Here is a 23,193-nt window from a genome sequence, read left to right on the forward strand (position 1 = left end):
CACAAGGTGTACTAAATTTTCGTACAGTCCTAAAGGGAGGTGCGTGGTGCTCCATTCACGATTGCTGCAGTACATCGACGAGGTGGCGCGCCTCGGGTCCATCCGTGCGGCCGGTGCCCGGCTCCACGTGGCACCCTCGGCGATCAATCGCCAGATCCTGCTGCTCGAGGCCGAGCTCGATCAGCCGCTGTTCGAACGCCTGCCCCGCGGCATGCGGCTCACCCCGGCGGGCGAGGCACTGGTCGCCCACATCCGCCAGACGCTGCGGCAATACCGCGAGACGGTGGCCGATATCCGCGATCTGCGCGCCCTCGGCAGCGGGGAGGTCGTGATCGCCACGATGACCGGCCTGGCCAGCAGTGTGGTCGCCACCGCCGCGGCGACCTTCCGCGCCCGGCATCCGCAGGTCCGGATATCGATCCGCACCATGTCGACCCTCGATATCGTGGCCGCGGTCGAGAACAGCGAGGCAGACCTCGGCCTCGGCTTCAATATCCCGTCGTCGACGCAGCTAGAGATCTACTGGCGGATCAATACGCGGCTCGGAGTCGTTGTCTCCCCACATCATCCGCTGACCGCTATGGACACGGTCCCGCTCGCGCAGTGCACGCCGTTTCCGCTGATTCTCGCCGACCGCTCCATGGTCATCCACGGCATCGTCGCCGAGGCGTTCGCGAAGGCCGATCTGGAGATTCAGCCCGCGTTCCACACCAACTCGATCGAGACCATGAAACGGCTCGCGACCTCGGGCGAGGCGATCGCCTTCCTCAGTGAGTTCGACATCGCTGAGGAACTGCGCGACGGCCGCCTGGCTTTTCGGCCGGTGCGAGATGCGTTCAGCGACAACGTCATCTCGCTCGTTCGGCGGGAGAAGCACGGTCACGGGCTGGCCGGTCTGCTGCTCGCCGACGAGATCGTGGGAGCGCTGCGGCCGAGTGATTAGGCGGTGGGTGAAGCGCCGGTCCAGCGGTGGAAGGCCTTGCGCAGGGCGCGGTCGTCGGTGAAGGCGAGGCGGTGGGCGATCGTCGACGTGTTATGCCCTTGTTCGAGAAGGGATTTCGCTCGTTCGTAGCGGACCTGGTCGAGTTCGTCGCGCCAGGAGGTGCCGTGTTCGGCGAGGTGTCGTTGCAGTGTGCGCTGGCTCATGGCGAGGCTTTTCGCGACTCGGGCCAGTGCCGGGTCACCTGCGTCGAGGGCGGCGGCGAGGGCCATGCGAAAGGTATCGAGGGGGTCGGCGACGGTGCGGGCCGAGGCGAGGACGAGGTCGGCATGGCTGCGTAGTAGGTCGGCGAGCATGGGGTCGGAGCGGGGGAGTGCGGCGTTGGCGTCGTCGGCACCGAAGGTGATCGAGTCGGCTTCGGCATCGAATTCGATAGCGGCGGTGCCGAATACGGCGATCAGCGCAGTGTGGTCGGCCGGGGCCGCGTGACCGAAGCTCACCCGGGTCGGGACGACTTGCCGACCGGTCGCCTCGCGCGCCCGGCGCAGGTAGTAGGCCAGGACGTACTCGTTCACCGCGGCCACCACCGCCGGGTCACCCGCCGACGTGCGGTAGCCGATGGTGAGATCACCCTCGCCGGACAGGTCGAAGCCCTCGGCGGCAGCGGTCACCAGGCGGTGGTACGGCTGGGCGGCCCGGAGCGAATCAGCCAGTGTCGCACCGGTTGTCACCAGGTAGTCCCAGGTGTTCAGCGTGCCGACAGATGCGGCAGCGGCCACCGAGGCCCCCGCGCCCACCGGACGCGAATGCGCGATCAATTCCCACAGCCGCACCAGCGAACTCATCGGAATCCGGTTCAGCTCACCGCGCAACACCACCTCGTCGGTGCCGGGAATCCGGGTCAACTGCTGCTCGGCGGCCCCCGCCTGCCTTGCGGCCTGGACCAGCAGCCGCACCAGGTGCGTCGACACCGTGCCATCGAGCCGACTACCGGTCCCCTGGCCATCGACGGCGGTCGGCACTTGCTGCGCCGTCCGGCCGCCCACTGCCCCGCCGCTCACAGTCTCGACAGTACTGCTCGATCCGGGGGGCGGACGATGCTGTCGGCGGGTGCGCGCTGTGGTTCGAGGGTGCAGGCCGTGGCGGTGGCGCTCACTCCTCGCGAGATCAGGTGAGCGCCACCGGGATCAGGCTGAGGTCTCGACGGTCAGGCCCGCGTCGGACCAGTCCTGGATGCCCTCGCGGTACTTGCGAACGTTGGTGTAGCCCAACGCTTTCAGCTTCATCGCGACCGCCTCGCTGTTGCCGCAGGCGGTGTTCGAGCAGTAGGTCACGATGGCCGCGTCGAGGTCGGGGAGCAACTGGGGAGCGCGGTCGGCGACCTCGTCGCCGGTCAGGTTCAGCGCGCCCGGCAGGTGCGCCTTCGCGTAGTACTCGGGGCCGAGGGCGTCGAGCACGATCACGGTGCCTGCCGCGATTTCCTCGGCCAGTTCGTCGCGGGTGATGAGTGCGGTCATGGGGTTCACCTCATGTCGTCGAATGAAATTTATGTGCGTGCACACGCTACTAGTTGTGTGCGCACGCACGCAAGTGGCTAAGCTGGGGTGGTGCCGAACGAACCGTCGTCCCGTCGTCCCGCGGTCGCCGCGTGGGCCGCGCTGCTGCAGGTGCACGCCGCGCTGGTCCCCGAGCTCGACGCCGAACTGCGCAGAGCCGCCGGACTCCCGCTGACCTGGTACGACGTCCTGCTCGAGCTGGATGCCGCCGGGCCGATGCGGATGAGCGACCTCGGCGAGAAGGTCGTCCTGAGTCGAACCAGGGTGAGTCGCCTTGTCGCGGAATTGGAGACGAACGGTCTGCTGCGCCGCGAACACAACCCCGACGACGGCCGATCCGCGCTCGTCGCCATCACCGACCTCGGCAGGCAGCGGTTCCGCGAGGCCGCCCCGCACTACCTCGACGGCATCGAACGCCGCCTCGGCGCCAACGCGGACCCGGCCGAGCTCGCAGCGCTTGCCGCGACCCTGCGCAAGGTGCTCGGCGCGACCGATCTCGCCGCGCCGCGCAGGCGGTGACCGTCGCGGCCGCGCGCACTTCTCACCTATGTGGGGGACGGGTGGGTGAACTCCTCGAAACAGAGTTAGGCTCGGTGACGTGACTTCCCACTACGATGTCGTCGTTCTCGGCGCTGGTCCCGGCGGATATGTCGCCGCGATCCGTGCCGCTCAACTCGGCCTGCGAACAGCGATTGTCGAGCAGAAATACTGGGGTGGCGTGTGCCTGAACGTGGGCTGCATCCCGTCCAAGGCACTGCTGCGCAACGCCGAGCTGGCCCATATCTTCAATAAGGAAGCCAAGACCTTCGGCATCTCCGGTGAGGTCAGCTTCGACTTCGGCGCCGCCTTCGACCGCAGCCGCAAGGTGGCCGACGGGCGCGTCAAGGGCGTGCACTTCCTGATGAAGAAGAACAAGATCGACGAGTTCGACGGTCTCGGCACCTTCACCGGCCCGAACTCGATCGATGTCGCCCTCACCAAGGGCGGCGTCGAGACGGTCACGTTCGACAATGCCATCATCGCCACCGGCACCACCACCCGCCTGCTGCCCGGCACCTCGCTGTCGGAGAACGTGGTCACCTACGAGGAGCAGATCCTCACCCGTGACCTGCCTGGCTCGATCCTGATCGTCGGCGCGGGCGCCATCGGCATGGAGTTCGCCTACGTTCTCAAGAACTACGGCGTCGACGTGCGGATCGTGGAATACCTCGATCGCGCGCTGCCTAACGAGGACGCCGACGTCTCCAAAGAGATCACCAAGCAGTACAAGAAGCTCGGCATCACCATCACCACCGGTGCGGCCGTGCAGTCGATCGACGACGACGGCTCCAAGGTCACCGTGCAGATCAAGGACAACAAGTCCGGCGCGATCGAGACCGTCACCGTGGACAAGGTGCTCCAAGCCGTCGGTTTCGCACCGCGCGTGGAGGGCTACGGCCTCGAGACCACCGGCGTCGAACTCACCAACCGTGGCGCCATCGAGATCGACGACTACATGCGCACCAATGTGCCGCACATCTACGCGATCGGTGACGTCACCGCCAAGCTGCAGCTCGCCCACGTGGCCGAGGCACAGGGCGTGGTCGCGGCCGAGACCATCGGCGGCGCCGAGACCATGACCCTCGGTGACTACCGGATGATGCCGCGCGCCACCTTCTGCCAGCCGCAGGTCGCCAGCTTCGGTCTCACCGAGGAACAGGCCCGCGACGAGGGCTACGACGTGAAGGTCGCGACCTTCCCGTTCCAGGCCAACGGCAAGGCACACGGCCTCGGCGACCCGACCGGCTTCGTGAAGCTGATCGCCGACGGCACGCACGGCGAACTCATCGGCGGCCACCTGATCGGCCCCGACGTGTCCGAGCTGCTGCCGGAGCTGACCCTGGCCCAGAAGTGGGACCTCACGGTCAACGAGATGGCCCGCAATGTGCACACGCACCCGACGCTGAGCGAAGCGGTGCAGGAAGCGATCCACGGCCTCGCAGGCCACATGATCAACTTCTGAATTATCTGAGCGCTGGCGCGCTCGAGTTCGCGGGCCCTTGTGTCCCGTCGATCAGGCACCGTTGCTTGCTCCTTCGTCGCCTCGCAACGGCGCCTGATCGACGGGACGGCCGCGAACCGGCCACTTCGTGGCCGTCCCCTCCTCGAGGTCGGGGAGTGCGGGGGTTGGGTGGATGTGAAATGTTCTGTTTCAATTCGGCTTTTCTCCGGGCGTTGATTTGGTGAATCCCGTCTTGTGCCCGATGATCGACAACACCTCCAGGTAGTTGTTCCACGCTCGTGTTCGACATGTTTGTGTTCCATGAGATGGTCCCCTCACCCGGGTCTCGCCGAGGTGGCGGGCACGGTTGAGAGGGTACGAATCGAATGAGCATTGTCGGTTGGACAGCACGAATCGCGGCGGTTTTCGCGGTCGCTGTAGCCGGACTCGGCACGGTGACACCAGCCGTGGCAGAACCTCTTTTCCCAGGTGGGCCGGATGTTCCCGGTATTCCCGCGATCGTTCCCACCGCTTCCCCGTGCCCCGTGGTCGAAGCAAGGGCGTGCATGCGGCTGTCGACGAACGAGGCGTGGCTGGTCGACAACGGCCGGGTGATCTTCGGGCCGACGCCGATCTCGCACGGCATGGCAGGCTACGAAACGCCGCCCGCGGTGACCCGGATTTCCTTCAAGCGGGAATTCCACTGGAGCACCATGCACAATGCGCCGATGCGCTGGGCCACCTTCTTCAACGGCGACATGGCCTTTCACGTCGGACCGGTGGATTCGAAATCGCACGGCTGTGTGCGGATGACCGAGGATGGCGCCCACCGCTTCTTCGACTACCTGAACCCAGGAGACATCACGCAGGTGATCGTCTAAGTACGCCGACAACTCACCGGGCCGAGCTGGTCCGGTGAGTTACCGTCTGCTCATGCGTAGGTGGTTGGTTGGTGCGATTGTCGGCATCGTTGTGGTTCTGGCGGTGGTCGCCGGGCTCTATGTGTTGATGAATTCGCGGACCTATCAGCTGCAGGGTCGGCTGGTCGATCGGGTCGAGACCGACGAGAAGGTCGTCGCGTTGACCTTCGATGACGGCCCGACCGCGCGGACGCCCGAAGTGTTGCGGATGCTGGAAGCGGCGCAGGTCCCCGCGACCTTCTATCTGATCGGCGACAACCTGGCCACCCATCCCGAATACGGTGCGGCGATCGTCGCCGCGGGCCACGAGCTCGGCAACCACTCCTACACGCACCGCCGCATGGTGCTGATCTCCGGCGACACGGTCCGCGAGGAGATCGAGCGCACCGACGCCGAGATCCGGCGGGCGGGGTTCCAGGGGCCCATCACCTTCCGTCCGCCCTACGGCAAGAAGCTGTGGTCGCTGCCGCACTACCTGGCCGAGCACGATCGCACCACGGTGACCTGGGATGTGGAGCCCGATTCCGCGGGCGGGGCGTCCCGCGAGACCATCGTTCGCGACGCCATCGACCAGACCAGGCCGGGCTCGATCATCCTGCTGCACGTGATGCAGGGCGGCGAGTCCGCTGCCGCGGTGCCCGAGATCGTCGACGGACTGCGGGCGAAGGGCTACCGATTCGTCACTGTCTCAGAGCTTCTCGCGCGCTAGTCCGCGCTGGTGCCGTCGGCGCGGTGGTAACTCTCCTGTGCCGCGCGGACGGTGTCCATATTGGATTCCAGGACGACGATCAGCGACCGCAGATGATCCGCGACCTCCGCACCCAGCGATGTGAGGGTGTATTCGACGCGGGGCGGGATCGCTTCGAGGACCTCGCGATGGACCATGCCGTCGCGTTCGAGCGCCTGCAGGGTTTGCGAGAGCATGCGCTCGCTCACGCCGTCGACGCGGCGGCGCAGAGCGCTGAACCGAACAGGACCGTCGCGTAGGGCGACCAGGGCCAGCACTCCCCAGCGGCCCGCGATGTTCTGCAGGACCGGGCGGGAACTGCAATTGCGCGCGAAGACGTCGGCTTCCAGCGTGGGGTCGTGGTCGGGCGTCTCGGACATGCCTCCATCTTACCCACTTGACGCAAGTGCCTACCGAAGGCATAGTGCTTACTAATAGTTAGTGCATGATGATTCGGAGGCAGCAATGACCGTGGCAGTGACAGCAGCAGGCGGAAACCTCGGCCGACTGGTCGTGGCGGCGCTACTCGACGCGGGGGAGCGGCCGGTCGCGATCGTGCGCGATCCGCGGAAGGTGGCCGATCTGGCCGCGCGCGGCGCCGACGTACGGCAGGCGTCCTATGACGATCCGGCGGCTCTCGATGCCGCGCTGGTCGGTGTGGATCGAGTACTGCTGATCTCGGGCAATGAATTCGGGCGGCGAATTGCCCAGCACACCAACGTCATTCGTGCGGCAGAGCGAGCCGGTGTCGAACTGCTGGCCTACACCAGCATCCCGCGCGCCGACAGCAATCCGATGGTGTTGGCCGCCGAACATCGCGGTACCGAAGAGGTACTGGCGACCGCCTCGGTACCGACCGTGCTGCTGCGCAACAGCTGGTACTGGGAGAACTACGGCGGCGCCGCCACCCACGCGGCGCAGACCGGCGTGCTGCACGGCGCGATGGGTGCCGGCCGCGTCTCCGGTGCCGCGCGCGCCGACTACGCCGAGGCGGCCGCGCGCGTGCTGACCACTGCGGGGCACGAGGGCCGCATCTACGAACTGGGCGGTGACGAGGCGCTGACCGGCGCGGATCTCGCCGCGGCGGTCGGCGAGAACGTCCGCTACGAAAACCTGGCCCAGGACGACTACGCGGCAGTCCTGCGCGCGGCGGGCCTCGACGAACCGGTCGCCGCCGCTCTGGCAGACGCCGACGCCCGCATCGGCGAGGGCTTCCTCGAGGTGAACACCGGCGACCTCACAAAACTCCTCGGCCGCCCAGCGACGCCGTTCCGTCTCTCCGCCCCTCTGAGTCAGATCTAAACGCGGAGGCTCATAGTCGGCGGCTGGCGGTGAGGTGTCGACGTGCGTTTGCCCGTGCCCGGTGAGTTACCAGTGAGCCTTTTTCATCCTGCCGCTGAACCACGTTGCCCCGCAGGCTGATTGGCGCTCCCTCGGCGTGCGAACTGGCGAAGCCCCTGGTAAGAGAGCTGATTACCAAGTCCGCTCGTCCACCAGAGGCTTCCCTTGTTGTTTTACCGTGCCGCCCTGCCGTTGTCATCTTCGACCCTGCACTTCGTCGCCGCCGTGATCCGGCGTCACCGCCGCGAGATCGGATCACGCTGGCGCGCGCTCGATCCAGGACAGCAAGCGATGCTTGTGCTGGTCTACCTGCGCAAAGGCGAACCGTTCACCGATCTGGCGGCCGGGTTCGAGATCTCCACGAGCACCGCCTGGCGCTACGTCGAGGAAACGACCACGCTGCTGTCAGCACAGGCGCCGGGATTGAGGTCCGCGTTGCGGAAGGCCAAAGCCGCAGGTCACAGCTACCTGATCCTGGACGGCACAGTCATCGCGATCGACCGAGTCGCCGCAGATCGTCCGTTCTACTCCGGCAAACACCGGCTACACGGGATGAACGTGCAGGTCCTGGCCTCGCCCGAGGGTGAGATCGTGTGGCTGTCGCCAGCTTTACCCGGCAGTGTCCACGACAGCAAAGCCGCGTGGATCTGGCAGATCGTGACCGAGTTGGTCATCGGAGGCTGGATCACGTTGGCGGACAAGGGTTATCAAGGCGTCGCGGGAGTACTCACCCCGTACAAGGGCAGGAACAAGCCGGCCTCACAGAAGCAGGCCAACCGCGCTCATGCCCGGCTACGCGGCCGCGGGGAGCGGGCGTTCGCCCAGCTCAAAGTATGGAAGATCCTGCGCAAGCTCCGTTGCTGCCCGGACAAGACCACCCGCCTGGTGAAGGCGATCAGCGTTCTCCAGGACTACGAGCGTCAAGCCGCGGCGGCAGGATGAAAAAGGTTCAGTGTGCACTAAAAGAATCCCGCTAGCCATGGTGGCGACGGTCTCTCACTTTGCCCCGACGAACGCGATTTGTATTTCCGCGTTTGAGACCAGATTATTTGGCTGCGGCCTTGTGAACGAGATTCAGTTGCAAGAGCAAGCCAACCAGCAGGCCCCCTAGTAGCACCATCGCACCGCCACCATCTATTCCGGCGGTATTGGCGACCGCCAGATAGCAAACGACTGCCGCCGACAACACGAGCAGCGCGCTCAGAACGGCGTACGCCCTCCCGGACACCTCACCGCTCCACATTGCCACGACCCCGAGAATCTGAACAATCGCGACAGCTGCGAGAGCAGCGATCACCGAAATTCGATTTGTGGTGCCCAGTAGCCAGACCATTGCTCCGATAATTAGAGTCCATGCTATGAACACGACAGCCGTCCATTTATCGGGATTTCTATCGGCGCGCCTAATCAGTTGAGTCTCCATTTCGACTCGCCGTCCCCGTCGACAGAGGCGTCAGAGAACGTGCTCGCCAGCGAGTCCGGCCACACAGGCTTACCGTCGGCTCCGTCGGGGAAGGTTCCGTTATCGGATTTGAGCCCTTCGAGGTCGGACAGCGCAGTTCCTTGCTGGCCGATTATTACACCCAGGGCCGCAACTGCTGCGGTAATTTGAGCGGTGGTGAGGCCGGTGGTCTTGAGGAAGTCCGCGACGCCACCGGCGGCAGTGAACCCAGCCGCCATGAGCCCGATATCCAACGCGAGTGCGGATAGGAATTTTTGTACGACCAGGGCAATTGCGATATAGAAAACCAGGCCAGCTGCCGCCGATTGCAGAAGTGCGGTCTTGGTCTTGTCGGCGACTTCACCGATCTTGCCCGCTGCGGCGCTTTGTGTTGTCGCGGTGCGCATGTACGACTGCTGGGCGGTGCCCTTCCACAACCGGACGGCAGCCAGGTTGTTGGGGTCGACCGTGCTCTGTACGCTGGTCACGGTAGCACGAACATCGTTCCAATCCCGGCTTCGCATATACATGTAGTAGGGCGCGAGCATCCCCTTGAGGATTTCCAGCAGCTTTTCGAGCAACCATTCACACACGTCGACCATCAGTGTTGCACACCACTCAAGGAGTTGGATCTGCCCTGGAATCAAGCTGATAAACGGCAGATTCTTGGCGACTTCAAGCGCATCGGGGATCTCAATGCTGATAGAATTTCTGAGTTTTGTCAGGTACTTCTCAAGCTCTTTCATTACAGCCTGATACGTCGCAACATCGAATGTCATGAGAACCCCACCCTTCGTCCTAGCTTTACCACAGATTGTCTATTCGGTGTTTGCCCGCGCGATCTTCTTCTTCGTAGGTCGTCGCACACAAGTTCAACACACTGGCGACCTCATCGAACCGCTGCGCGGCCTGGCCGGTCAAACCCGCCATTTTCTGAACGATATTCGTGTGTGGACCGACAATCGCCTGAAAAAGCCCACCCTCGATCCGACTGAATTCCAAACCCTCGATTTTCGTCTTGACGGCGCTCATCTCGTCCGACTGGCCCGTCCACGTCACGCTTTCGGTACGTAGAGCGTCGGTCGCAACGGATAGTTCCTGCGGTGTCGGGCTCATCGGGTAGCTCCAGGCGTCTCGTACTGCATGGCAGACAATTCGCCCAGTGCCTGCTCGATGAGGCTATCGATTGATGGCGTGGCCGAGTCATCCTCCCTGGGTGCGTGGAGTGCGTCCGCGTACGCGAGCTGGATTGCCCTGGCGATCGTGGCGCCGCTGACGGGCTGGCCCCAGGCAACGCTGACGTTGCATTCCACAATTCCCCGTGTGTCGAGGGTTACCTGTGCTTGGGCATCTGTCCCTACAGTCGCCTGGCCCGTCGATGCTGGAATCCCGTGCGATATCGGCTTTTCCAGCTGATGCACAGCGTCCTCGCTGAGCAACTCACTGCTGGGTCGCGTTTGCGGCGGTTCGACAGGACGTGCCATCACCGAGTTCAGGTCTACTCGCCGCAATGATTCGAGCACTCCTGGATCGGCAAGTGCCATCATCGTCGCGGCATGACGTTGGCTGTCGGCGATGCGAACCGCTTCAACCACGGCAGCCCCGAGGTCGGAAGTGTGCAGTCGCTGAGTCCACTCCTCAGATACGACGATATCGAGGAGCCCCCCGTCGTGGCCGACAGTGACCTGGATCGTGCCAGTGCTGTCCCGGCCTGCCGATTTGGCCGCTCCTGACCCCGCGCTGTCGATGATCTGCGACAACTGTTGAACGTAGGCGTTCATGCGCGCCATGTCGTTAAGCAGGTGTTCGGTCACTCATTCCCCCAATCACTTTGGTAAAGCTGCTTCGATTGTCTCGGCAATCTGGACGCTGTTCTCGCAAGCGTTCCAGGGTGTCAATGCGCTGCTTGACACATGGATGCTGATCGCTGCATCGGGCCCGGCTATCACGACGAAGCAGCCCCCGTCTGCCGGAGGTCTGTAGGTGATCGCGTCCCGGCCGCCGACATTCACTGAACGCGCTGAACCAGATTCCCGCTGCTTGAACTCATCGAGACTGACGTTTGTGGACGAGACGGTCATGAAACCCACCGAGACGTTCTGACCACGAACCTGTTCCTTGCGATCGAACTCGCAGCCGATGAGGGCATAGTCGTCGAACACAAGGTCCGCGCGCTCACGTGTGAGCGGATCAAAGCCAGCTTGTGCCACAACGGAATCGCTGAGTGATACACACGGGTCGTAGCCAACGGGAGCCCTACTTCCTCGCGATGGCTGGGCCGGTGCTCCACCTACCCGGACTGCGACGGACGGTTGTGACGACGAGGTAGGCGATACGACAGTCGTTTCGGTGTCACCGGTGCCGTCGGAACACGCGACGAGCGTGACCATCGTCAGCGCAGACAGTGTCGCGACGAGCGAGCCTCGCACCTATACCCCCTGGGACTGGAGTTGCCGGATTCGTTGACTGTTGACAGCGTCTGCGTCCACGATCCTCCCCGCAGCGCGAAGGTACGCTTCCTGAAGCCGCATCGCTCCGTCGATGAGCTCCCCGATCACGGTCTGGCCTTGAGTCGCCTTCTTTGTGAAACCTGACTGCAGCTCCTGGGCCGAAGGAATCGACCCGAACCCGGAAGCACTCACCGCGTCGCCCAATCGGTGACGAATCTCGGTGAGGCCCAGGATCATCTGGTCATAGGTTCGGACGACCTCATCGACCGCCACCGGATCGAAACTGAACTGGCCGGCTCTCGCGGCCTCGTTGAGCGCTGAGATTTTCGCTTGTCCGTAGTCGATGCCGTCAGCCATCGGTCACAGCCTTTCTGCTTCTGCTCGGTCGAATCCACCCACCGACGACACCATCTGGACTATGGCGCCCATCGACACGGGCGTCACGGTCACGTCGTTGTCGTCGACATCTACTAGGTAGCGGCCGGAGGCTTTTCGACCTTCGGAAATGTCGATCCAGCTCAAGTATCTGGGCGGCTCATGTCTGTAACCACGTTCGATCACCAGTTGCCCCTCGGCGCTGCGTGGGGCGCGCATGAGTGACCGGATTCGCTCCTCCACTGGTGCGCGGCCGTCAGCGGCAAGACGCCAAGTCGATGGCTGCTCCTCCCCCCGCACGCGGGGCGTGTAACCAACCATTCGACTAGCCCGTCCGGCGGGCGTCGGTGGCATGGTGGCAGCGATGTGGACCGGCACCGTGTGGCGTGAAGTCAGCACGAGCGTGATCTCACCGCCAGTTCCGGCCGCGTCGGTTCGCTGAAACACGACTGCACCATCGGTAGCCGTCGCCGCGCCATGCGACCGAACAGTGCCACCGTCACGAAGGGAGCCGAAGCATCGAACCCGGAGCTCAGCCCCTGACATCACGGCAAACGCCGAGGAGAGTTCGTTGTCGGGGCGCGCGAATCGAGTATGGCATCTTTCGACGACTCGCTCGTATTCCGCTGTGGTGCGGGCTGTTTCGCGAACAAGGATCGGATCCGGGTAGCCGTAGGCATCCTTGTCCGTCTCTCTGGTCCATAACCAGGCAAACTCGTCCGAGCTCAGTGTCCACGTCTGATCGGTCATTTGGCGCTGGCATCCGGGGATGTCTGCCCGCTGTTCGCCCAGCCGTACTGTGCGATCAACCGCGCCATCTCGGTGGCCTGGTCACCACTTGGCGCGACAGCCGGTGTAGCCGCCTGGTGCTGAGCGGGCGTCGACTCTGCCTGCGGAGTGTGTACCGGAGCTTCCGTGGGCGTTGGCGCAGTCTGGGATGCCCTCGGATCCACAGCCGGAACCGGAATCGGCCTGTCGCGGCTGACAGGTGCAGGTGGCAATCCATCACTGCCGATCACACCACCATTGAGAGCAGTGATTCCAGCCGTCCAGTCGGATTGAACACGGCGAAGGTATTCCGGCGACCGGTGTTCTGCGTCGTCCTCGGCCTTGCGGGATGCACCGCCGGGCATCATCGGGCCGAGAGCTCCGGCCCCACCGGCACGCGCGCCTGCACCGGCCGACGCGCCCTGACCCGCGGTGAGGTTCGACGGCGTGCCAGCAAGTGGCATACCGAGAGATGGCGTTCCGGCACTTCCGCGTCCACCACCCGCGCCTGTGGACAGATGGGGAGTCCCGCCGCCGATTGGAGCCCCGGTCGCTCCCAGTGGTGACGGCGACGTCTGAACGCCTGCCAAGTTGGTGGTCGGAGTTGTTGTGGAGGGGGTGGTGGCGGAGGGAGTCGAGCTCGCGGCGGCGGTCGAATCGTCCTCGTCGGAGTTCAGATCCGTCGACGTCGGCGTATCCGTATTCGCGGAGATGTCTGTCGTTGGCGACTCGGCATCGGAAGGCGACCCGTTTGAGGGCGAGTCGCTGCCACCGTTGGTGCTGGGACTGCCCGTTGTCCCGGCGGCGGACGTGCCATCGTTTGGTGACACAATGCCGGTGACATCCGCGTATGACGGCACCCCTGACCCAGCAGGCGGGAAGCTCGGCTTGTAGATCTGGTTCATGACCGAGATGACGGCCAAGCGTGCCTGTTCGCTGGCTTCCCTATTCTGCGTCACGGTCGCCGGGTTCGGGAGTCCCGGAATGATCGACGACACAGGATCATCGGGGTTCAGCGACATCGAAAAGGTTACGGCAGCTGGGACTGCCGCCTTGGTCGCCTCGGCAGCCCAGGCGACCGCGTCCGTTCGATCGGCCATCGCCGAGAACACCTGCGAGATCTGGTTGGCGGCTCGCCCGAACGTGATCGAAGCGTCTCTGGCTGCGTCGCCGCTGGCACCGGCCCACTCGCCGTGACCCAACAGCCTGTTGATGCTCAGCTGGTTGAAGGTCGATAAGTTCGAGAGATCGGAGTACGCATCGAACCAGACCTTCCGCAATGTCTGCAGACCCGCCGCGTCCATACCACGGACACCGTTCACGGCCTCGTATATTTCCTGGTGGGTCCACGCCTCGAAGCGGTCGTCGGTCTGAACGAAATCGGCATCGGTGCCAGCGTTGAGATCACGCAGTGCCTGGTCGGTTGTCTGTGACCGGGTCTGCGCCTGACCTAGCTTCTCCTGCGCGTTGATCGTGCGATTGAGTGCGGTGACGTCCACCATGCCTGGGACCGGAATCGGCGAAAGATTTACTCCGCTCGGCACGACAATTTTCTCGGTGTTCTCCCCGGTCATTCGCCCACCCCTTACGCCGAAAATGACACTCCCGCAAGCTAGCACAGACCAAGACCGACGACTAGGTGCTCTCTCGGCCTGGACCGGCTGGCCACCGACAGAGATGCCACAGCAGCCACGGTCGAACCCGGCCAGAAACGGCCTGCGTTGGCAGCGCGGAAGTTGCCGCACGGCTACAAGGGATTCCGTAGCAGCGGTACGGTCATGTAGTGGCTGATGAAACCCCCCGTCGACATGCAGACTCCTGCTTGAGTGCGCTGCTGTTTGTCATGGGCACCTTGCACTTCGTAGCGCCCAAGCCGTTCGACAAGATCGTGCCGCCGCAGCTGCCCGGCAACCCGCGGACCTACACGTATGCGTCCGGGGTGGCCGAGCTCGGCGTTGCCACCGCGCTGGCCGTGCCGCGCACGCGCAAGCTCGGCGGGTGGCTGGCCGCGGCGCTGTTCATCGGGGTGTTCCCGGCCAATGTTCAGATGACCGTCGACGTTGTCGGTAATCCGAAGGCGCCCAAGGCTTTCAAGGCCGGGGTGCTGGCGCGGTTGCCGCTGCAGATTCCGATGATCGTGGCCGCGTTGCGGGTCGCGCGCCGCTGATCAGCGAGGCGCAGCAAATCTAACATAGAAGCCTGCTACCATGTCAACCATGGGTGAGAAGATGGTGAAGCGGGCGTACCGCTACCGCTTTTACCCGACGGTCTCCCAGGCTCAGCAGCTAGCGCGCACGTTCGGATGTGTTCGGTACGTGTTCAACCGGGCGCTCGCGGAGAGGTCTCGGGCGTGGACGCAGGAGCAGCGCCGGGTCACTTACGTGGACACCGCAAAAGCACTCACCACCTGGAAGCAGGACCCCGAAACCGAGTGGCTCGGCGAAGTGTCGAACGTGCCGCTTCAACAGACCTTGCGGCATCTGCAGACGGCCTACGTCAACTTTTGGCAGAAGCGGGCCAAGCATCCGACGTTCAAGAAGAAGGGCAAGTCGCTCGACTCTGCCACGTACATGACCAACGCATTCTCTTACCGTGACGGTCAGATCAAGCTGGCCAAGCAGGACGAGCGACTGCGGATCGCCTGGTCGCGTCCGTTGCCCGAGGGCGCACAGCCCATTTCGGTGACGGTGTCGCGGAACTCCCGGGGGCAGCACCATATCTCGATCCTGGTCGAAGAAGCCATCTCGCCGCTGCCCCCTGCGAGCGTGCAGGTAGGGATCGACGCGGGGATCACCTCTCTGGTCACGCTATCTACAGGGGAGAAGATCGCCAACCCGCGCCATGAACGCAAGGATCGGGCAGCGTTGGCGCTGGCACAGCGCAGGCTTGCCCGGAAACAGAAGGGCTCCGCGAACCGGGCGAAGGCTCGCGCGAAGGTGGCGAAGATATATGGCCGCATCGCGGATCGCCGCCGCGATCACCTGCACAAGCTGTCCACGAGGATCATCCGTGAGAACCAAACGGTAGTCATCGAGGACTTGTCGGTTCGCAACATGATGCGCAACCACAGCCTGGCCCGGGCGATCTCCGACGCGTCCTGGTCGGAGTTGCGACGGCAGTTGGAGTACAAGGCTGACTGGTATGGGAGGGAAGTGATCGCGATCGACCGCTTCTACCCATCGAGTAAGACGTGCTCGGCGTGCGGCGCGATTGCAGAGAAGTTGTCGCTCAACGTGAGGGAATGGTCGTGCCGTTGCGGAGTGCGCCACGACCGCGATGTGAATGCGGCTCGAACGATTCTGGCCGCCGGGCTGGCGGTTGCTGCCTGTGGAGACGGAGTGAGACCGCCTCGCTCATAGAGTGAGGAGGCATCTGTTGTTGAACCAGGAAACCTGCATCGCGAGGTGTAGGGCTCTCTGCGCCTTTGGGCGTAGGTGGAAGTCAACAGACCCACTGGACGAGCTGGATGACGACCCCGTTGGGGTCGGTCATCTGGAAGTAGCGCTCGCCCCACTCCTCGGTTTCGATGGGCGTCTCGATCGGGACACCCTCGGCCCGCAGGCGATCGTATTCACGGTCGATGTCATCGACGACGAACACGATGAGCAGCCCCTCGCCCGCGCTCCCCCCGATGCGGGCGGGCTTGAACGAGCCGAGGCCGGTGCGCAGGTAGATCACGTCCATGCCCGCATCGGCCCGCGACAGCGCGACGAAGCCGTCGGCGGCCATCTTCTCGGTGAAACCGAGGTGGTCGATGAGGAACTGGGCCGAGGCCTGCGGGTCGGCGACGTTGAGCGAGACGGCGGAAGCGGTGATCTGCATGAGTTCTCCTCGGGGCAATGAATTCCGTACGTTGTACGCCATTACTGTGGGAGCTCCTACGCCCCCTCGCCATATGACCTAGGTCACTTGAAGGCGTCCCGCGCGATCCGCAGAGTCGTGATGGTCGAGGCCAGCCCCTCGTACTGGTTGATCAGCAGCACGATCTCGATCAGCATTCGCTCGTCGAAATGCTCGGCCAGCCCGGCCCATGCCGCATCGTCGACATCCCGGCTGGTCACCAGTTGATCGACGACGGTGAGCAGCGCCCGCTGCCGAGGCGTCCAGCCTTCAGCCTCCGGACCTGCGGCGACCCGCTCGATCTCGACCGCCGACAGCCCAGCCTTGCGCCCCAGCCGACGATGATGATCGGCCTCGTAATCGCACTCGCGCAGCTGTGCCACGCGCAGAATCACCAACTCGGCCTCGGCGCGCGGCAATCTGCCGCCCGGCATGAGCTTGCCGGAGAAATGCAGCCAGCCGCGAAACAGTCCGCCGGTGCGGCCGAGGGTGCTGAACAGGTGCGCGTCATCGGTGCCGGAGGCGCGGGAAAGTACTTGCCAGACAACCCAGTTGATCGGTCCGAGTTCACCGAACCGGCCCGGCGAAACGCGTGGTAGGGGCGCTGATTCCATCTCTGGTCCACCTGTCTTCTCGAACATCCTCGGCCAGGATCGAAAGCGTACTCGCCGGTTTCGCCGACGGGGCCCACTCCTGTATTCGTACCGATTTTCTTTGGTTTCCAGTGGTTTTCGGAACGGTTGCGCGTCATGATCGGTGGGTACCGCAGCGCGCAGCGGCGGTGCGAAGTCGCAAGCCTGGTAGGGGAACATCGCACATGCTGGTGAGGATCAGACCGGGTGCCGAGCTCGCCGGCGCCGAGCGTGAGCTCGTGGACTGCCTGCGCGCCTATCCGAGTACGGGGCTCGCGCTGGTCGATTGCCGGGTGGGTGACCGGCGCCTCGGCGCGGTGATCGTGACCCCGCGCGGGATCACGGTGCTCGAGGTGAAGGGGTTCCGGCGGCGCCAGAGCGGTCTGCTCACCGCCACCGCCGACGGCTCGTGGATGATCAGCGACAGTCCGCTGGATTTAGACGCTGAACCCTCGAACGGGCTCACCGACCGGGTCGAGCACGGGGTACACGCGGTGCGGGTCGCGCTGGAGCAGGCGCTGCAGGACAGTCGGCATGTGTCCGGCGCGGTGGTGCTGGTGCCGTATCGGGGTGTGGTGGTGCGGCCCGCGCGCACGTCACTGCGGCCGGGCCTCGATGTGCTGGTCGCGAATACCGTTGACGCGCACGAGGTTCGGGTCTACCTCGAAGGGTTCTCGGCGGGGCCACGCGAATGGACGATCGATCGGGTGCTCAACACCTGCGCGGCGCTCGGTGTGGCCGAGGTTCCGACGCGCGCCGAGCTGGCCGAGGACGGTTTCGACGGCAACCGGCCCGCGCCGAAGCCGGTGGCGCCGCCGGTGCGCAAGTTCAGCGAGCCCGCCCCGCCCCCCGATCCCGGGCGCCGGGGCAAGCTGGTCGGCATGGCGCTGTTCGCGGCTGCGCTGCTCGGGATTCTGGTCGTCTTCGTGGTGGTCGGGGTGACGTTGGTGCAGGATTCGCCGAACCCGCGACCGATGTCGGACACCACCCAGACCACGACCACCCGTGCGCCCGCCGCGGTGACTCCGCGCAAGACCGAATGCTGGCCGTTCCAACGGGACTGCTGATCCCTCGCAGCGCACTTGCTTGCGCCTGAACCGCAGTGCTCAGTCTGTCGGACGGCCCCCATCCGATCAGAGACGAGGCAAGCCGCTGTGAGTCGTCGCGTTGGGAACGAGGGGTGACCACCAGGCGGCCGACTCCGAACAATTCACACGGATGAAACAGACGAAACGGGCATGTGATCGGGAGATATTCCGGTGCAACATGTTCCGTTTACTGTTCCGCCTACGAATACAGCCGCTGTATACAACTCGGTGTACGCCCAGGCAGCGGTGGTGTTCGTTGTGGCGCGTGTGGCGCCGCCGTTACACCTGATGAGGAGAACGCCCCATGTCTGAATCCCGTTTGGTCAAGGCACTTTCAGTGTCTGCCGCGGTGGCCGTCGCCGGCCTGTTGCTCACCGGTTGTGGTGCGCGCGACGACGCGTCGACCGGCTCGACCGCCGCCTCGTGCGTGGACACCAGCAAGGACACGATCAAGGTGGGCTCGCTGCACTCGCTATCGGGCACCATGGCCATTTCCGAAGTGACGGTGGCCAATTCGACCAAGCTGGCGATCGATCAGATCAACGCGGCGGGCGGGGTCAACGGCAAGAAGATCGAGATCGTCCTCGAAGACGGCGCCTCGGACCCGAAGACCTTCGCCGAGAAGGCGGAGAAGCTGATCAGCTCCGACTGTGTCGCAGCGGTTTTCGGTGGCTGGACCTCGTCGAGCCGTAAGGCGATGAAGCCCAAGTTCGAGAGCCTGAACTCGCTGCTCTACTACCCCGTGCAGTACGAGGGTCTGGAAGATTCCAAGAACATCTTCTACACCGGCGCCACCACCAACCAGCAGATCATCCCCGCGCTGGACTACCTGAAGCAGAAGGGCATCAAGTCCCTCTACCTGGTGGGTTCGGACTACGTCTTCCCGCAGACTGCCAATCGCGAGATCAAGGCTTACGCCGCGGCCAACGGCATCGAGATCAAGGGCGAGGATTACACCCCCCTCGGCTCCACCGATTTCTCCACAATCATCAACAAGGTGCGTGCCGCCAAGGCGGGCGCGGTGTTCAACACCCTCAACGGTGACTCCAACGTCGCCTTCTTCCGCGAGTACACCAACGCGGGTCTGAAAGCCGCTGAGATGCCGGTGGTTTCGGTGTCGATCGCCGAGGAGGAGGTCGCCGGTATCGGCGCGCAGAACATCGCGGGCCAGCTGACCGCCTGGAACTACTACCAGACCGTCGACTCCCCGGCGAACAAGAAGTTCGTCGCCGACTACAAGGCCGCCTTCGGCGCCGACAAGCCGACTTCGGACCCGATGGAAGCCGCGTACGCCTCGGTGTACCTGTGGAAGAACACCGTCGAGAAGGCGAAGTCGTTCGCCGTGGCCGACATTCAGGCCGCCGCCGACGGCGTGAGCTTCGACGCCCCAGAAGGCACCGTCACCATCGACGGCTCCAACCACCACATCACCAAGACCGCCCGCATCGGCGAGATCCGCCCCGACGGCCTGATCTACACCGTCTGGGATTCCGGCAAGGCCATCACCCCGGATCCGTACCTGAAGTCCTACGAGTGGGCCAAGGGCCTCAAGTAAGTCGCCCAACAGGTGTGGGACGCGCACCGAGCGCGTCCCACACCGCCCCATTTCCAAGGAGTCCACTGCAATGGACGTGCTGATCAGTCAGCTCTTCACCGGGCTGAGTCTGGGATCCATTCTTCTGCTCGCCGCGCTCGGCCTTTCTCTGACCTTCGGTCAGATGGGCGTGATCAACATGGCGCACGGCGAATTCATCATGGCCGGTTGCTACACCACATACGTTGTGCAGCAAGTTTTCTCATCGGCTGGAGTTTCACTGGTCGTGTCCCTGCTGATGGGTTTTCTCATCGGTGGCCTGCTCGGCGCCGCCCTGGAAATGGGGCTCATCCGCTACATGTACGACCGCCCGCTCGACACGTTGCTGGTCACCTTCGGGGTCGGCCTCGTGCTGCAGCAGGCCGCGCGTGACATCTTCGGCGCACCCGCCAAGAACGTGCTGGTGCCCGAATGGCTCAGTGGCGGAATCACTATCGCGGGCGCGGTCGTGCCGAAGACCCGCATCTTCATCCTGGTGCTGGCGATCATTGCGGTGACCACCCTGGCCGCCGTACTCAAGACCACCCCGATGGGCCGACGAATTCGTGCCGTCGTGCAGAACCGTGGACTGGCCGAAACCAGCGGCATCTCGAGCCGTTTCACTGATATCAGCACGTTCTTCATCGGTTCCGGGCTGGCCGGTGTCGCCGGTGTGGCGCTCACCCTGATCGGGTCGACCAGCCCCACCATCGGCCAGAGCTATCTGATCGACGCGTTCCTGGTGGTCGTGATCGGTGGTCTCGGCCAGATCAAGGGCACGGTGATCGCGGCGTTCGCGCTCGGCCTGCTCAACTCGTTCATCGAATACTCCACCACCGCGTCCATCGCGAAGGTGATCGTGTTCGTGCTGATCGTCATCTTCCTGCAGGTCCGCCCGCAGGGCCTGTTCACCGTGCGGACGAGGAGCCTGGCATGACCGCACTCACCGAACGTCTCCGCGAATACCCGCGACTGACACCACTACTCGGCTTCGGCGTTGCCGCGATTATGCTATTCGCCGTCGCCCCAGCGGTTTTGAGCGACTTCCGCTTGAACCTGCTCGCCAAGTTCCTCTGCTTCGCCATCGTGGCGGCGGGCATCGGATTGGCTTGGGGCCGTGGCGGAATGCTCACCCTCGGCCAGGGCGTGTTCTTCGGAATCGGCGCCTACATCATGGCCATGCACATGCAGCTCGCCGACGCCGCGCGCCTGGGCAACGATGTCCCCGAGTTCATGGAGATCTCCGGCATCAGCGAACTGCCGGGCTTCTGGCAGCCGTTCAGTTCCGCGCCGGTCGCGCTGCTCGCCATCCTGGTGCTGCCCGCGCTGGTCGCCGCCGTGCTCGGTTACGGCGTGTTCAAGCGCCGGGTGCGCGGTGCCTACTTCGCCATCCTGAGCCAAGCCCTCGCAGCGGCGCTGGCGATCCTGCTCACCGGCCAGCAGGCCATCGGTGGTTTCACCGGTCTGTCGGATTTCCGGGCCTTCTTCGGTTTCAAGCTGTCCGACCCGGCCAACCGGCAGATGCTGTTCTTCATCGCTGCAGGCACGCTGCTCGTGGTGGTCGCGTTGATCCGCCAGCTCAACCGCAGCCGCTACGGCGAACTGCTCATCGCGGTGCGCGACGCGGAGGAGCGCGTGCGCTTCCTCGGCTACGACCCGGCCAATATCAAGATCGTCGCGTATGTGGTTGCGGCGTTCCTGGCCGGTATCGCGGGTGCGCTGTTCACCCCGATCGTCGGCATCATCTCGCCCGCCGATATCGGTGTCATCCCGTCGATCGCCTTCCTCATCGGTGTCGCCATCGGCGGCCGCACCACGCTGCTCGGCCCGATTCTCGGTGCGATCGGTGTCGCCTGGGCGCAGACCTCGCTGTCGGAGTCGTTCCCGTCGGGCTGGACCTACATGCAGGGCATCTTGTTCATCGTGGTCGTCGGGTTCATCCCCGCCGGTCTGGCCGGTCTGTGGCCGATGTTCAAGGGCTGGCTCGACGGCCGCAAGAAGCTGCCGCCCGCTCCCGAGGAGCCTGCCGCCGTCGTCACCGAGGAGAAGGTGCAAGCGCGATGACCCACGAACCCAAGGCCGGCGGCAACGCGGGCATGGACAGCGACTACCTCGAAATTCGCGGGCTGTCAGTCAGTTTCGACGGGTTCAAGGCCGTCACCGACGTCGATCTCACCGTGCTGCAGGGTGACCTGCGGTTCCTGATCGGCCCGAACGGCGCGGGCAAGACCACGCTGATCGACGCCATCACCGGCCTGGTCCCGGCCACCGGCTCGGCGCAGAAGCAAGGTGTGGAACTGCTCGGCAAGAAGGTGCATCAGATCGCGCGACTCGGCATCGGGCGCACCTTCCAGACTGCCAGCGTGTTCGAACAGCTCACGGTGTTGCAGAACCTCGATATCGCCGCGGGCGCCGGTCGTTCTGCGCTGTCGCTGCTGCGCATGCGCAGGTCCGTGCTGCCGAGTATCGAAGAGGCCTTGGAGACAACAGGTCTCACCGCATTGCGCGACAAGCCCGCCGGTGTACTCGCGCACGGACAGAAGCAGTGGCTCGAAATCGGCATGCTGCTCGTGCAGAACGCCTCGGTGCTGCTGCTCGACGAGCCGGTCGCCGGCATGAGCGCCGAGGAACGCGAGGAGACCGGAAACCTGTTGCGCCGCATCGGTGGTGACCGTGTGGTGGTCGTCGTCGAGCACGACATGGACTTCATGCGATCCTTCGCCACTTCGGTCACCGTGCTCGCGGGCGGCAAGGTGCTCAGCGAGGGCAGCGTCGAACAGGTGCAGGCCGATCCGAAGGTCCAAGAGGTCTATCTCGGCACTGCGAATCTGGTTGGGACAGAGAAAGAGTCGTCCGATGCTTGAACTACACGACATCCATTCCGGATACGGCCGCACCGAGGTGATCCACGGGATCAGCCTCACCGTGCCCGACGACAGCGTGGTCGCTATCATGGGCCACAACGGCGCGGGCAAGACCACCCTGCTGCGCACCGCCGTCGGCCTGCTGCCCACCAAGTCGGGCACCATCACCTTCGACGGTGAGAAGATCACCAAACTCTCACCTTCGCAACGGGTCAAGCGCGGGATCGGCTACGTGCCGCAGGGTCAGCAGAGCTTCGGCCAGCTCACCACCGCCGAGAACCTGCAGGTGGTCGCGGACGGACGCAAACGCGGCAAGGCGCTGATCGACGAGTCCCTCGATCTGTTCCCCGCGCTGAAAAACCTACTCACCCGCAAGGCCGGTCTGCTCTCGGGCGGGCAACGTCAGCAGCTCGCCATCGCGCGGGCGCTGATCACCGAGCCGAAACTGCTCATCCTCGACGAACCCACTGAAGGCATCCAGCCGTCGGTGGTCGCCGAAATCGAGCGCACCATCATCGAATTGACCCAGCGGGGCGGTTTGAGCGTGCTGCTGGTGGAGCAGCACATCGGCTTCGCGTTGCAGGCCGCGCAGCAGTACTACGTGGTGCATTCGGGGCATCTCGGTTCGACCGGTGCGGGCGGGGCCGGTGCGGAATCCGCGGTCCGCGCGGCGATGACGATCTGATCGCAGCCGAAC

General features: G+C 64.4%; 28 protein-coding genes. 15 read left to right on the forward strand and 13 right to left on the reverse strand.

Annotated elements, in window-relative coordinates; all coding sequences use genetic code 11:
• Positions 1-46 precede the first annotated feature (46 nt).
• Entirely contained in the window at positions 47-943 is an 897-nt protein-coding gene (locus ACFWUP_RS27375) for a LysR family transcriptional regulator (RefSeq protein WP_379238850.1), read from the forward strand.
• On the opposite strand, the gene ACFWUP_RS27380 is transcribed toward ACFWUP_RS27375, so the two are convergent.
• The gene (locus ACFWUP_RS27380; RefSeq protein ID WP_379238851.1) at positions 940-2,001 is read right to left on the reverse strand and encodes an AraC family transcriptional regulator ligand-binding domain-containing protein; all 1,062 of its coding nucleotides are present in this window, start codon (positions 1,999-2,001) and stop codon (positions 940-942) included. The genes ACFWUP_RS27375 and ACFWUP_RS27380 overlap by 4 nt on opposite strands.
• A 126-nt stretch (positions 2,002-2,127) precedes the next feature.
• Entirely contained in the window at positions 2,128-2,457 is a 330-nt protein-coding gene (locus ACFWUP_RS27385) for a rhodanese-like domain-containing protein (protein WP_379238852.1), read from the reverse strand.
• A gap of 90 nt (positions 2,458-2,547) precedes the next feature.
• Between ACFWUP_RS27385 and ACFWUP_RS27390 the strand changes: the two genes are divergently transcribed.
• The 4 genes from ACFWUP_RS27390 (at position 2,548) to ACFWUP_RS27405 (ending at position 6,106) form a co-directional block, all read left to right on the forward strand.
• Entirely contained in the window at positions 2,548-3,015 is a 468-nt protein-coding gene (locus tag ACFWUP_RS27390) for a MarR family winged helix-turn-helix transcriptional regulator (RefSeq protein WP_379238853.1), read from the forward strand.
• A 79-nt stretch (positions 3,016-3,094) separates the two neighbouring features.
• The gene (lpdA, locus tag ACFWUP_RS27395) at positions 3,095-4,498 is read left to right on the forward strand and encodes a dihydrolipoyl dehydrogenase (RefSeq protein WP_379238854.1); all 1,404 of its coding nucleotides are present in this window, start codon (positions 3,095-3,097) and stop codon (positions 4,496-4,498) included.
• A gap of 545 nt (positions 4,499-5,043) precedes the next feature.
• Positions 5,044-5,358 carry a L,D-transpeptidase gene (locus ACFWUP_RS27400; RefSeq protein ID WP_379238855.1) on the forward strand — a complete coding sequence of 105 codons (315 nt, stop codon included), beginning with the start codon at positions 5,044-5,046 and terminating at the stop codon, positions 5,356-5,358.
• 52 nt (positions 5,359-5,410) lie between these two features.
• Positions 5,411-6,106 (forward strand): polysaccharide deacetylase family protein, encoded by a 696-nt coding sequence (locus ACFWUP_RS27405; RefSeq protein WP_379238856.1) that lies wholly within the window; start codon positions 5,411-5,413, stop codon positions 6,104-6,106.
• Here the strand turns inward: ACFWUP_RS27405 and ACFWUP_RS27410 are convergent.
• Entirely contained in the window at positions 6,103-6,504 is a 402-nt protein-coding gene (locus tag ACFWUP_RS27410) for a winged helix-turn-helix transcriptional regulator (RefSeq protein WP_379238857.1), read from the reverse strand. The genes ACFWUP_RS27405 and ACFWUP_RS27410 overlap by 4 nt on opposite strands.
• An 85-nt stretch (positions 6,505-6,589) precedes the next feature.
• Between ACFWUP_RS27410 and ACFWUP_RS27415 the strand changes: the two genes are divergently transcribed.
• Both ACFWUP_RS27415 and ACFWUP_RS27420 read left to right on the forward strand, forming a co-directional pair.
• Positions 6,590-7,426: an NAD(P)H-binding protein gene (locus ACFWUP_RS27415; RefSeq protein ID WP_379238858.1), complete on the forward strand. Its 837-nt coding sequence runs from the start codon at positions 6,590-6,592 to the stop codon at positions 7,424-7,426.
• Positions 7,427-7,630: 204 nt separating this feature from the next.
• Positions 7,631-8,407, forward strand: coding sequence for a transposase family protein (locus ACFWUP_RS27420; protein ID WP_379238859.1), 777 nt, complete (start codon positions 7,631-7,633; stop codon positions 8,405-8,407).
• A 103-nt stretch (positions 8,408-8,510) separates the two neighbouring features.
• Here the strand turns inward: ACFWUP_RS27420 and ACFWUP_RS27425 are convergent, their stop codons facing one another.
• The 8 genes from ACFWUP_RS27425 to ACFWUP_RS27460 form a co-directional block, all read right to left on the reverse strand.
• A complete protein-coding gene (locus tag ACFWUP_RS27425; protein ID WP_379238860.1) occupies positions 8,511-8,798 on the reverse strand; it encodes a hypothetical protein in 288 nt (95 codons plus the stop codon).
• 74 nt (positions 8,799-8,872) lie between these two features.
• Positions 8,873-9,685, reverse strand: a complete 813-nt coding sequence (locus tag ACFWUP_RS27430) for a hypothetical protein (RefSeq protein ID WP_379238861.1) — start codon at positions 9,683-9,685, stop codon at positions 8,873-8,875.
• 25 nt (positions 9,686-9,710) lie between these two features.
• Entirely contained in the window at positions 9,711-10,022 is a 312-nt protein-coding gene (locus ACFWUP_RS27435) for a hypothetical protein (protein ID WP_379238862.1), read from the reverse strand.
• On the reverse strand, positions 10,019-10,720 hold the full coding sequence (locus ACFWUP_RS27440; protein ID WP_379238863.1) for a hypothetical protein: 702 nt from the start codon (positions 10,718-10,720) through the stop codon (positions 10,019-10,021). The genes ACFWUP_RS27435 and ACFWUP_RS27440 overlap by 4 nt, the downstream gene beginning before the upstream one ends.
• A 12-nt stretch (positions 10,721-10,732) precedes the next feature.
• Complete coding sequence (locus ACFWUP_RS27445) at positions 10,733-11,296, reverse strand: DUF3558 domain-containing protein (RefSeq protein WP_379238913.1); 564 nt, start codon at positions 11,294-11,296, stop codon at positions 10,733-10,735.
• 39 nt (positions 11,297-11,335) lie between these two features.
• Entirely contained in the window at positions 11,336-11,713 is a 378-nt protein-coding gene (locus ACFWUP_RS27450) for a hypothetical protein (protein WP_379238864.1), read from the reverse strand.
• A 3-nt stretch (positions 11,714-11,716) separates the two neighbouring features.
• On the reverse strand, positions 11,717-12,481 hold the full coding sequence (locus ACFWUP_RS27455; RefSeq protein ID WP_379238865.1) for an ESX secretion-associated protein EspG: 765 nt from the start codon (positions 12,479-12,481) through the stop codon (positions 11,717-11,719).
• Positions 12,478-14,073, reverse strand: coding sequence for a hypothetical protein (locus tag ACFWUP_RS27460; RefSeq protein WP_379238866.1), 1,596 nt, complete (start codon positions 14,071-14,073; stop codon positions 12,478-12,480). Before ACFWUP_RS27460 ends, ACFWUP_RS27455 begins: the two co-directional genes overlap by 4 nt.
• Before the next feature lie 269 nt (positions 14,074-14,342).
• Here ACFWUP_RS27460 and ACFWUP_RS27465 point away from each other — a divergent pair, with 269 nt between their 5' ends.
• Positions 14,343-14,666, forward strand: a complete 324-nt coding sequence (locus tag ACFWUP_RS27465) for a hypothetical protein (protein ID WP_379238914.1) — start codon at positions 14,343-14,345, stop codon at positions 14,664-14,666.
• A gap of 49 nt (positions 14,667-14,715) precedes the next feature.
• Positions 14,716-15,858, forward strand: a complete 1,143-nt coding sequence (locus tag ACFWUP_RS27470; RefSeq protein ID WP_379238867.1) for an RNA-guided endonuclease InsQ/TnpB family protein — start codon at positions 14,716-14,718, stop codon at positions 15,856-15,858.
• Between the two features lie 82 nt (positions 15,859-15,940).
• On the opposite strand, the gene ACFWUP_RS27475 is transcribed toward ACFWUP_RS27470, so the two are convergent.
• Positions 15,941-16,321 (reverse strand): VOC family protein, encoded by a 381-nt coding sequence (locus ACFWUP_RS27475; RefSeq protein WP_379238868.1) that lies wholly within the window; start codon positions 16,319-16,321, stop codon positions 15,941-15,943.
• A gap of 83 nt (positions 16,322-16,404) precedes the next feature.
• Positions 16,405-16,953 (reverse strand): carboxymuconolactone decarboxylase family protein, encoded by a 549-nt coding sequence (locus tag ACFWUP_RS27480; RefSeq protein ID WP_379238869.1) that lies wholly within the window; start codon positions 16,951-16,953, stop codon positions 16,405-16,407.
• 203 nt (positions 16,954-17,156) lie between these two features.
• On the opposite strand from ACFWUP_RS27480, the gene ACFWUP_RS27485 reads away from it, so the two are divergent.
• The 6 genes from ACFWUP_RS27485 to urtE all read left to right on the forward strand — a co-directional run bounded on the left by ACFWUP_RS27485 (position 17,157) and on the right by urtE (position 23,181).
• Positions 17,157-18,038 (forward strand): NERD domain-containing protein, encoded by an 882-nt coding sequence (locus ACFWUP_RS27485; protein WP_379238870.1) that lies wholly within the window; start codon positions 17,157-17,159, stop codon positions 18,036-18,038.
• 325 nt (positions 18,039-18,363) lie between these two features.
• The gene (gene urtA / locus ACFWUP_RS27490) at positions 18,364-19,614 is read left to right on the forward strand and encodes an urea ABC transporter substrate-binding protein (protein WP_379238871.1); all 1,251 of its coding nucleotides are present in this window, start codon (positions 18,364-18,366) and stop codon (positions 19,612-19,614) included.
• A gap of 70 nt (positions 19,615-19,684) precedes the next feature.
• The gene (urtB, locus tag ACFWUP_RS27495; protein ID WP_379238872.1) at positions 19,685-20,569 is read left to right on the forward strand and encodes an urea ABC transporter permease subunit UrtB; all 885 of its coding nucleotides are present in this window, start codon (positions 19,685-19,687) and stop codon (positions 20,567-20,569) included.
• Positions 20,566-21,696: an urea ABC transporter permease subunit UrtC gene (gene urtC, locus ACFWUP_RS27500; RefSeq protein WP_379238873.1), complete on the forward strand. Its 1,131-nt coding sequence runs from the start codon at positions 20,566-20,568 to the stop codon at positions 21,694-21,696. The genes urtB and urtC overlap by 4 nt, the downstream gene beginning before the upstream one ends.
• Positions 21,693-22,496, forward strand: coding sequence for an urea ABC transporter ATP-binding protein UrtD (gene urtD, locus ACFWUP_RS27505; protein WP_379238874.1), 804 nt, complete (start codon positions 21,693-21,695; stop codon positions 22,494-22,496). The genes urtC and urtD overlap by 4 nt, the downstream gene beginning before the upstream one ends.
• The gene (urtE, locus tag ACFWUP_RS27510) at positions 22,489-23,181 is read left to right on the forward strand and encodes an urea ABC transporter ATP-binding subunit UrtE (protein ID WP_379238875.1); all 693 of its coding nucleotides are present in this window, start codon (positions 22,489-22,491) and stop codon (positions 23,179-23,181) included. The genes urtD and urtE overlap by 8 nt, the downstream gene beginning before the upstream one ends.
• Positions 23,182-23,193: the final 12 nt, after the last annotated feature.

The sequence above is a fragment of the Nocardia sp. NPDC058658 genome (assembly GCF_042716665.1).
Classification (GTDB): domain Bacteria; phylum Actinomycetota; class Actinomycetes; order Mycobacteriales; family Mycobacteriaceae; genus Nocardia.

Excerpts from the sequence above, each read along its gene's own strand:
- ACFWUP_RS27470 (WP_379238867.1), top strand. The coding sequence starts at position 14,716 with ATGGGTGAGAAGATGGTGAAGCGGGCGTACCGCTACCGCTTTTACCCG.
- ACFWUP_RS27430 (WP_379238861.1), bottom strand. The coding sequence starts at position 9,685 with ATGACATTCGATGTTGCGACGTATCAGGCTGTAATGAAAGAGCTTGAG.
- ACFWUP_RS27435 (WP_379238862.1), bottom strand. The coding sequence starts at position 10,022 with ATGAGCCCGACACCGCAGGAACTATCCGTTGCGACCGACGCTCTACGT.
- ACFWUP_RS27410 (WP_379238857.1), bottom strand. The coding sequence starts at position 6,504 with ATGTCCGAGACGCCCGACCACGACCCCACGCTGGAAGCCGACGTCTTC.
- ACFWUP_RS27405 (WP_379238856.1), top strand. The coding sequence starts at position 5,411 with ATGCGTAGGTGGTTGGTTGGTGCGATTGTCGGCATCGTTGTGGTTCTG.
- ACFWUP_RS27480 (WP_379238869.1), bottom strand. The coding sequence starts at position 16,953 with ATGGAATCAGCGCCCCTACCACGCGTTTCGCCGGGCCGGTTCGGTGAA.
- ACFWUP_RS27400 (WP_379238855.1), top strand. The coding sequence starts at position 5,044 with ATGCGGCTGTCGACGAACGAGGCGTGGCTGGTCGACAACGGCCGGGTG.
- ACFWUP_RS27465 (WP_379238914.1), top strand. The coding sequence starts at position 14,343 with ATGGGCACCTTGCACTTCGTAGCGCCCAAGCCGTTCGACAAGATCGTG.
- ACFWUP_RS27415 (WP_379238858.1), top strand. The coding sequence starts at position 6,590 with ATGACCGTGGCAGTGACAGCAGCAGGCGGAAACCTCGGCCGACTGGTC.
- urtC (WP_379238873.1), top strand. The coding sequence starts at position 20,566 with ATGACCGCACTCACCGAACGTCTCCGCGAATACCCGCGACTGACACCA.
- urtA (WP_379238871.1), top strand. The coding sequence starts at position 18,364 with ATGTCTGAATCCCGTTTGGTCAAGGCACTTTCAGTGTCTGCCGCGGTG.
- ACFWUP_RS27425 (WP_379238860.1), bottom strand. The coding sequence starts at position 8,798 with ATGGTCTGGCTACTGGGCACCACAAATCGAATTTCGGTGATCGCTGCT.
- ACFWUP_RS27455 (WP_379238865.1), bottom strand. The coding sequence starts at position 12,481 with ATGACCGATCAGACGTGGACACTGAGCTCGGACGAGTTTGCCTGGTTA.
- urtD (WP_379238874.1), top strand. The coding sequence starts at position 21,693 with ATGACCCACGAACCCAAGGCCGGCGGCAACGCGGGCATGGACAGCGAC.
- ACFWUP_RS27445 (WP_379238913.1), bottom strand. The coding sequence starts at position 11,296 with ATGGTCACGCTCGTCGCGTGTTCCGACGGCACCGGTGACACCGAAACG.
- ACFWUP_RS27385 (WP_379238852.1), bottom strand. The coding sequence starts at position 2,457 with ATGACCGCACTCATCACCCGCGACGAACTGGCCGAGGAAATCGCGGCA.
- ACFWUP_RS27475 (WP_379238868.1), bottom strand. The coding sequence starts at position 16,321 with ATGCAGATCACCGCTTCCGCCGTCTCGCTCAACGTCGCCGACCCGCAG.
- ACFWUP_RS27485 (WP_379238870.1), top strand. The coding sequence starts at position 17,157 with ATGCTGGTGAGGATCAGACCGGGTGCCGAGCTCGCCGGCGCCGAGCGT.
- ACFWUP_RS27460 (WP_379238866.1), bottom strand. The coding sequence starts at position 14,073 with ATGACCGGGGAGAACACCGAGAAAATTGTCGTGCCGAGCGGAGTAAAT.
- urtB (WP_379238872.1), top strand. The coding sequence starts at position 19,685 with ATGGACGTGCTGATCAGTCAGCTCTTCACCGGGCTGAGTCTGGGATCC.
- ACFWUP_RS27450 (WP_379238864.1), bottom strand. The coding sequence starts at position 11,713 with ATGGCTGACGGCATCGACTACGGACAAGCGAAAATCTCAGCGCTCAAC.
- urtE (WP_379238875.1), top strand. The coding sequence starts at position 22,489 with ATGCTTGAACTACACGACATCCATTCCGGATACGGCCGCACCGAGGTG.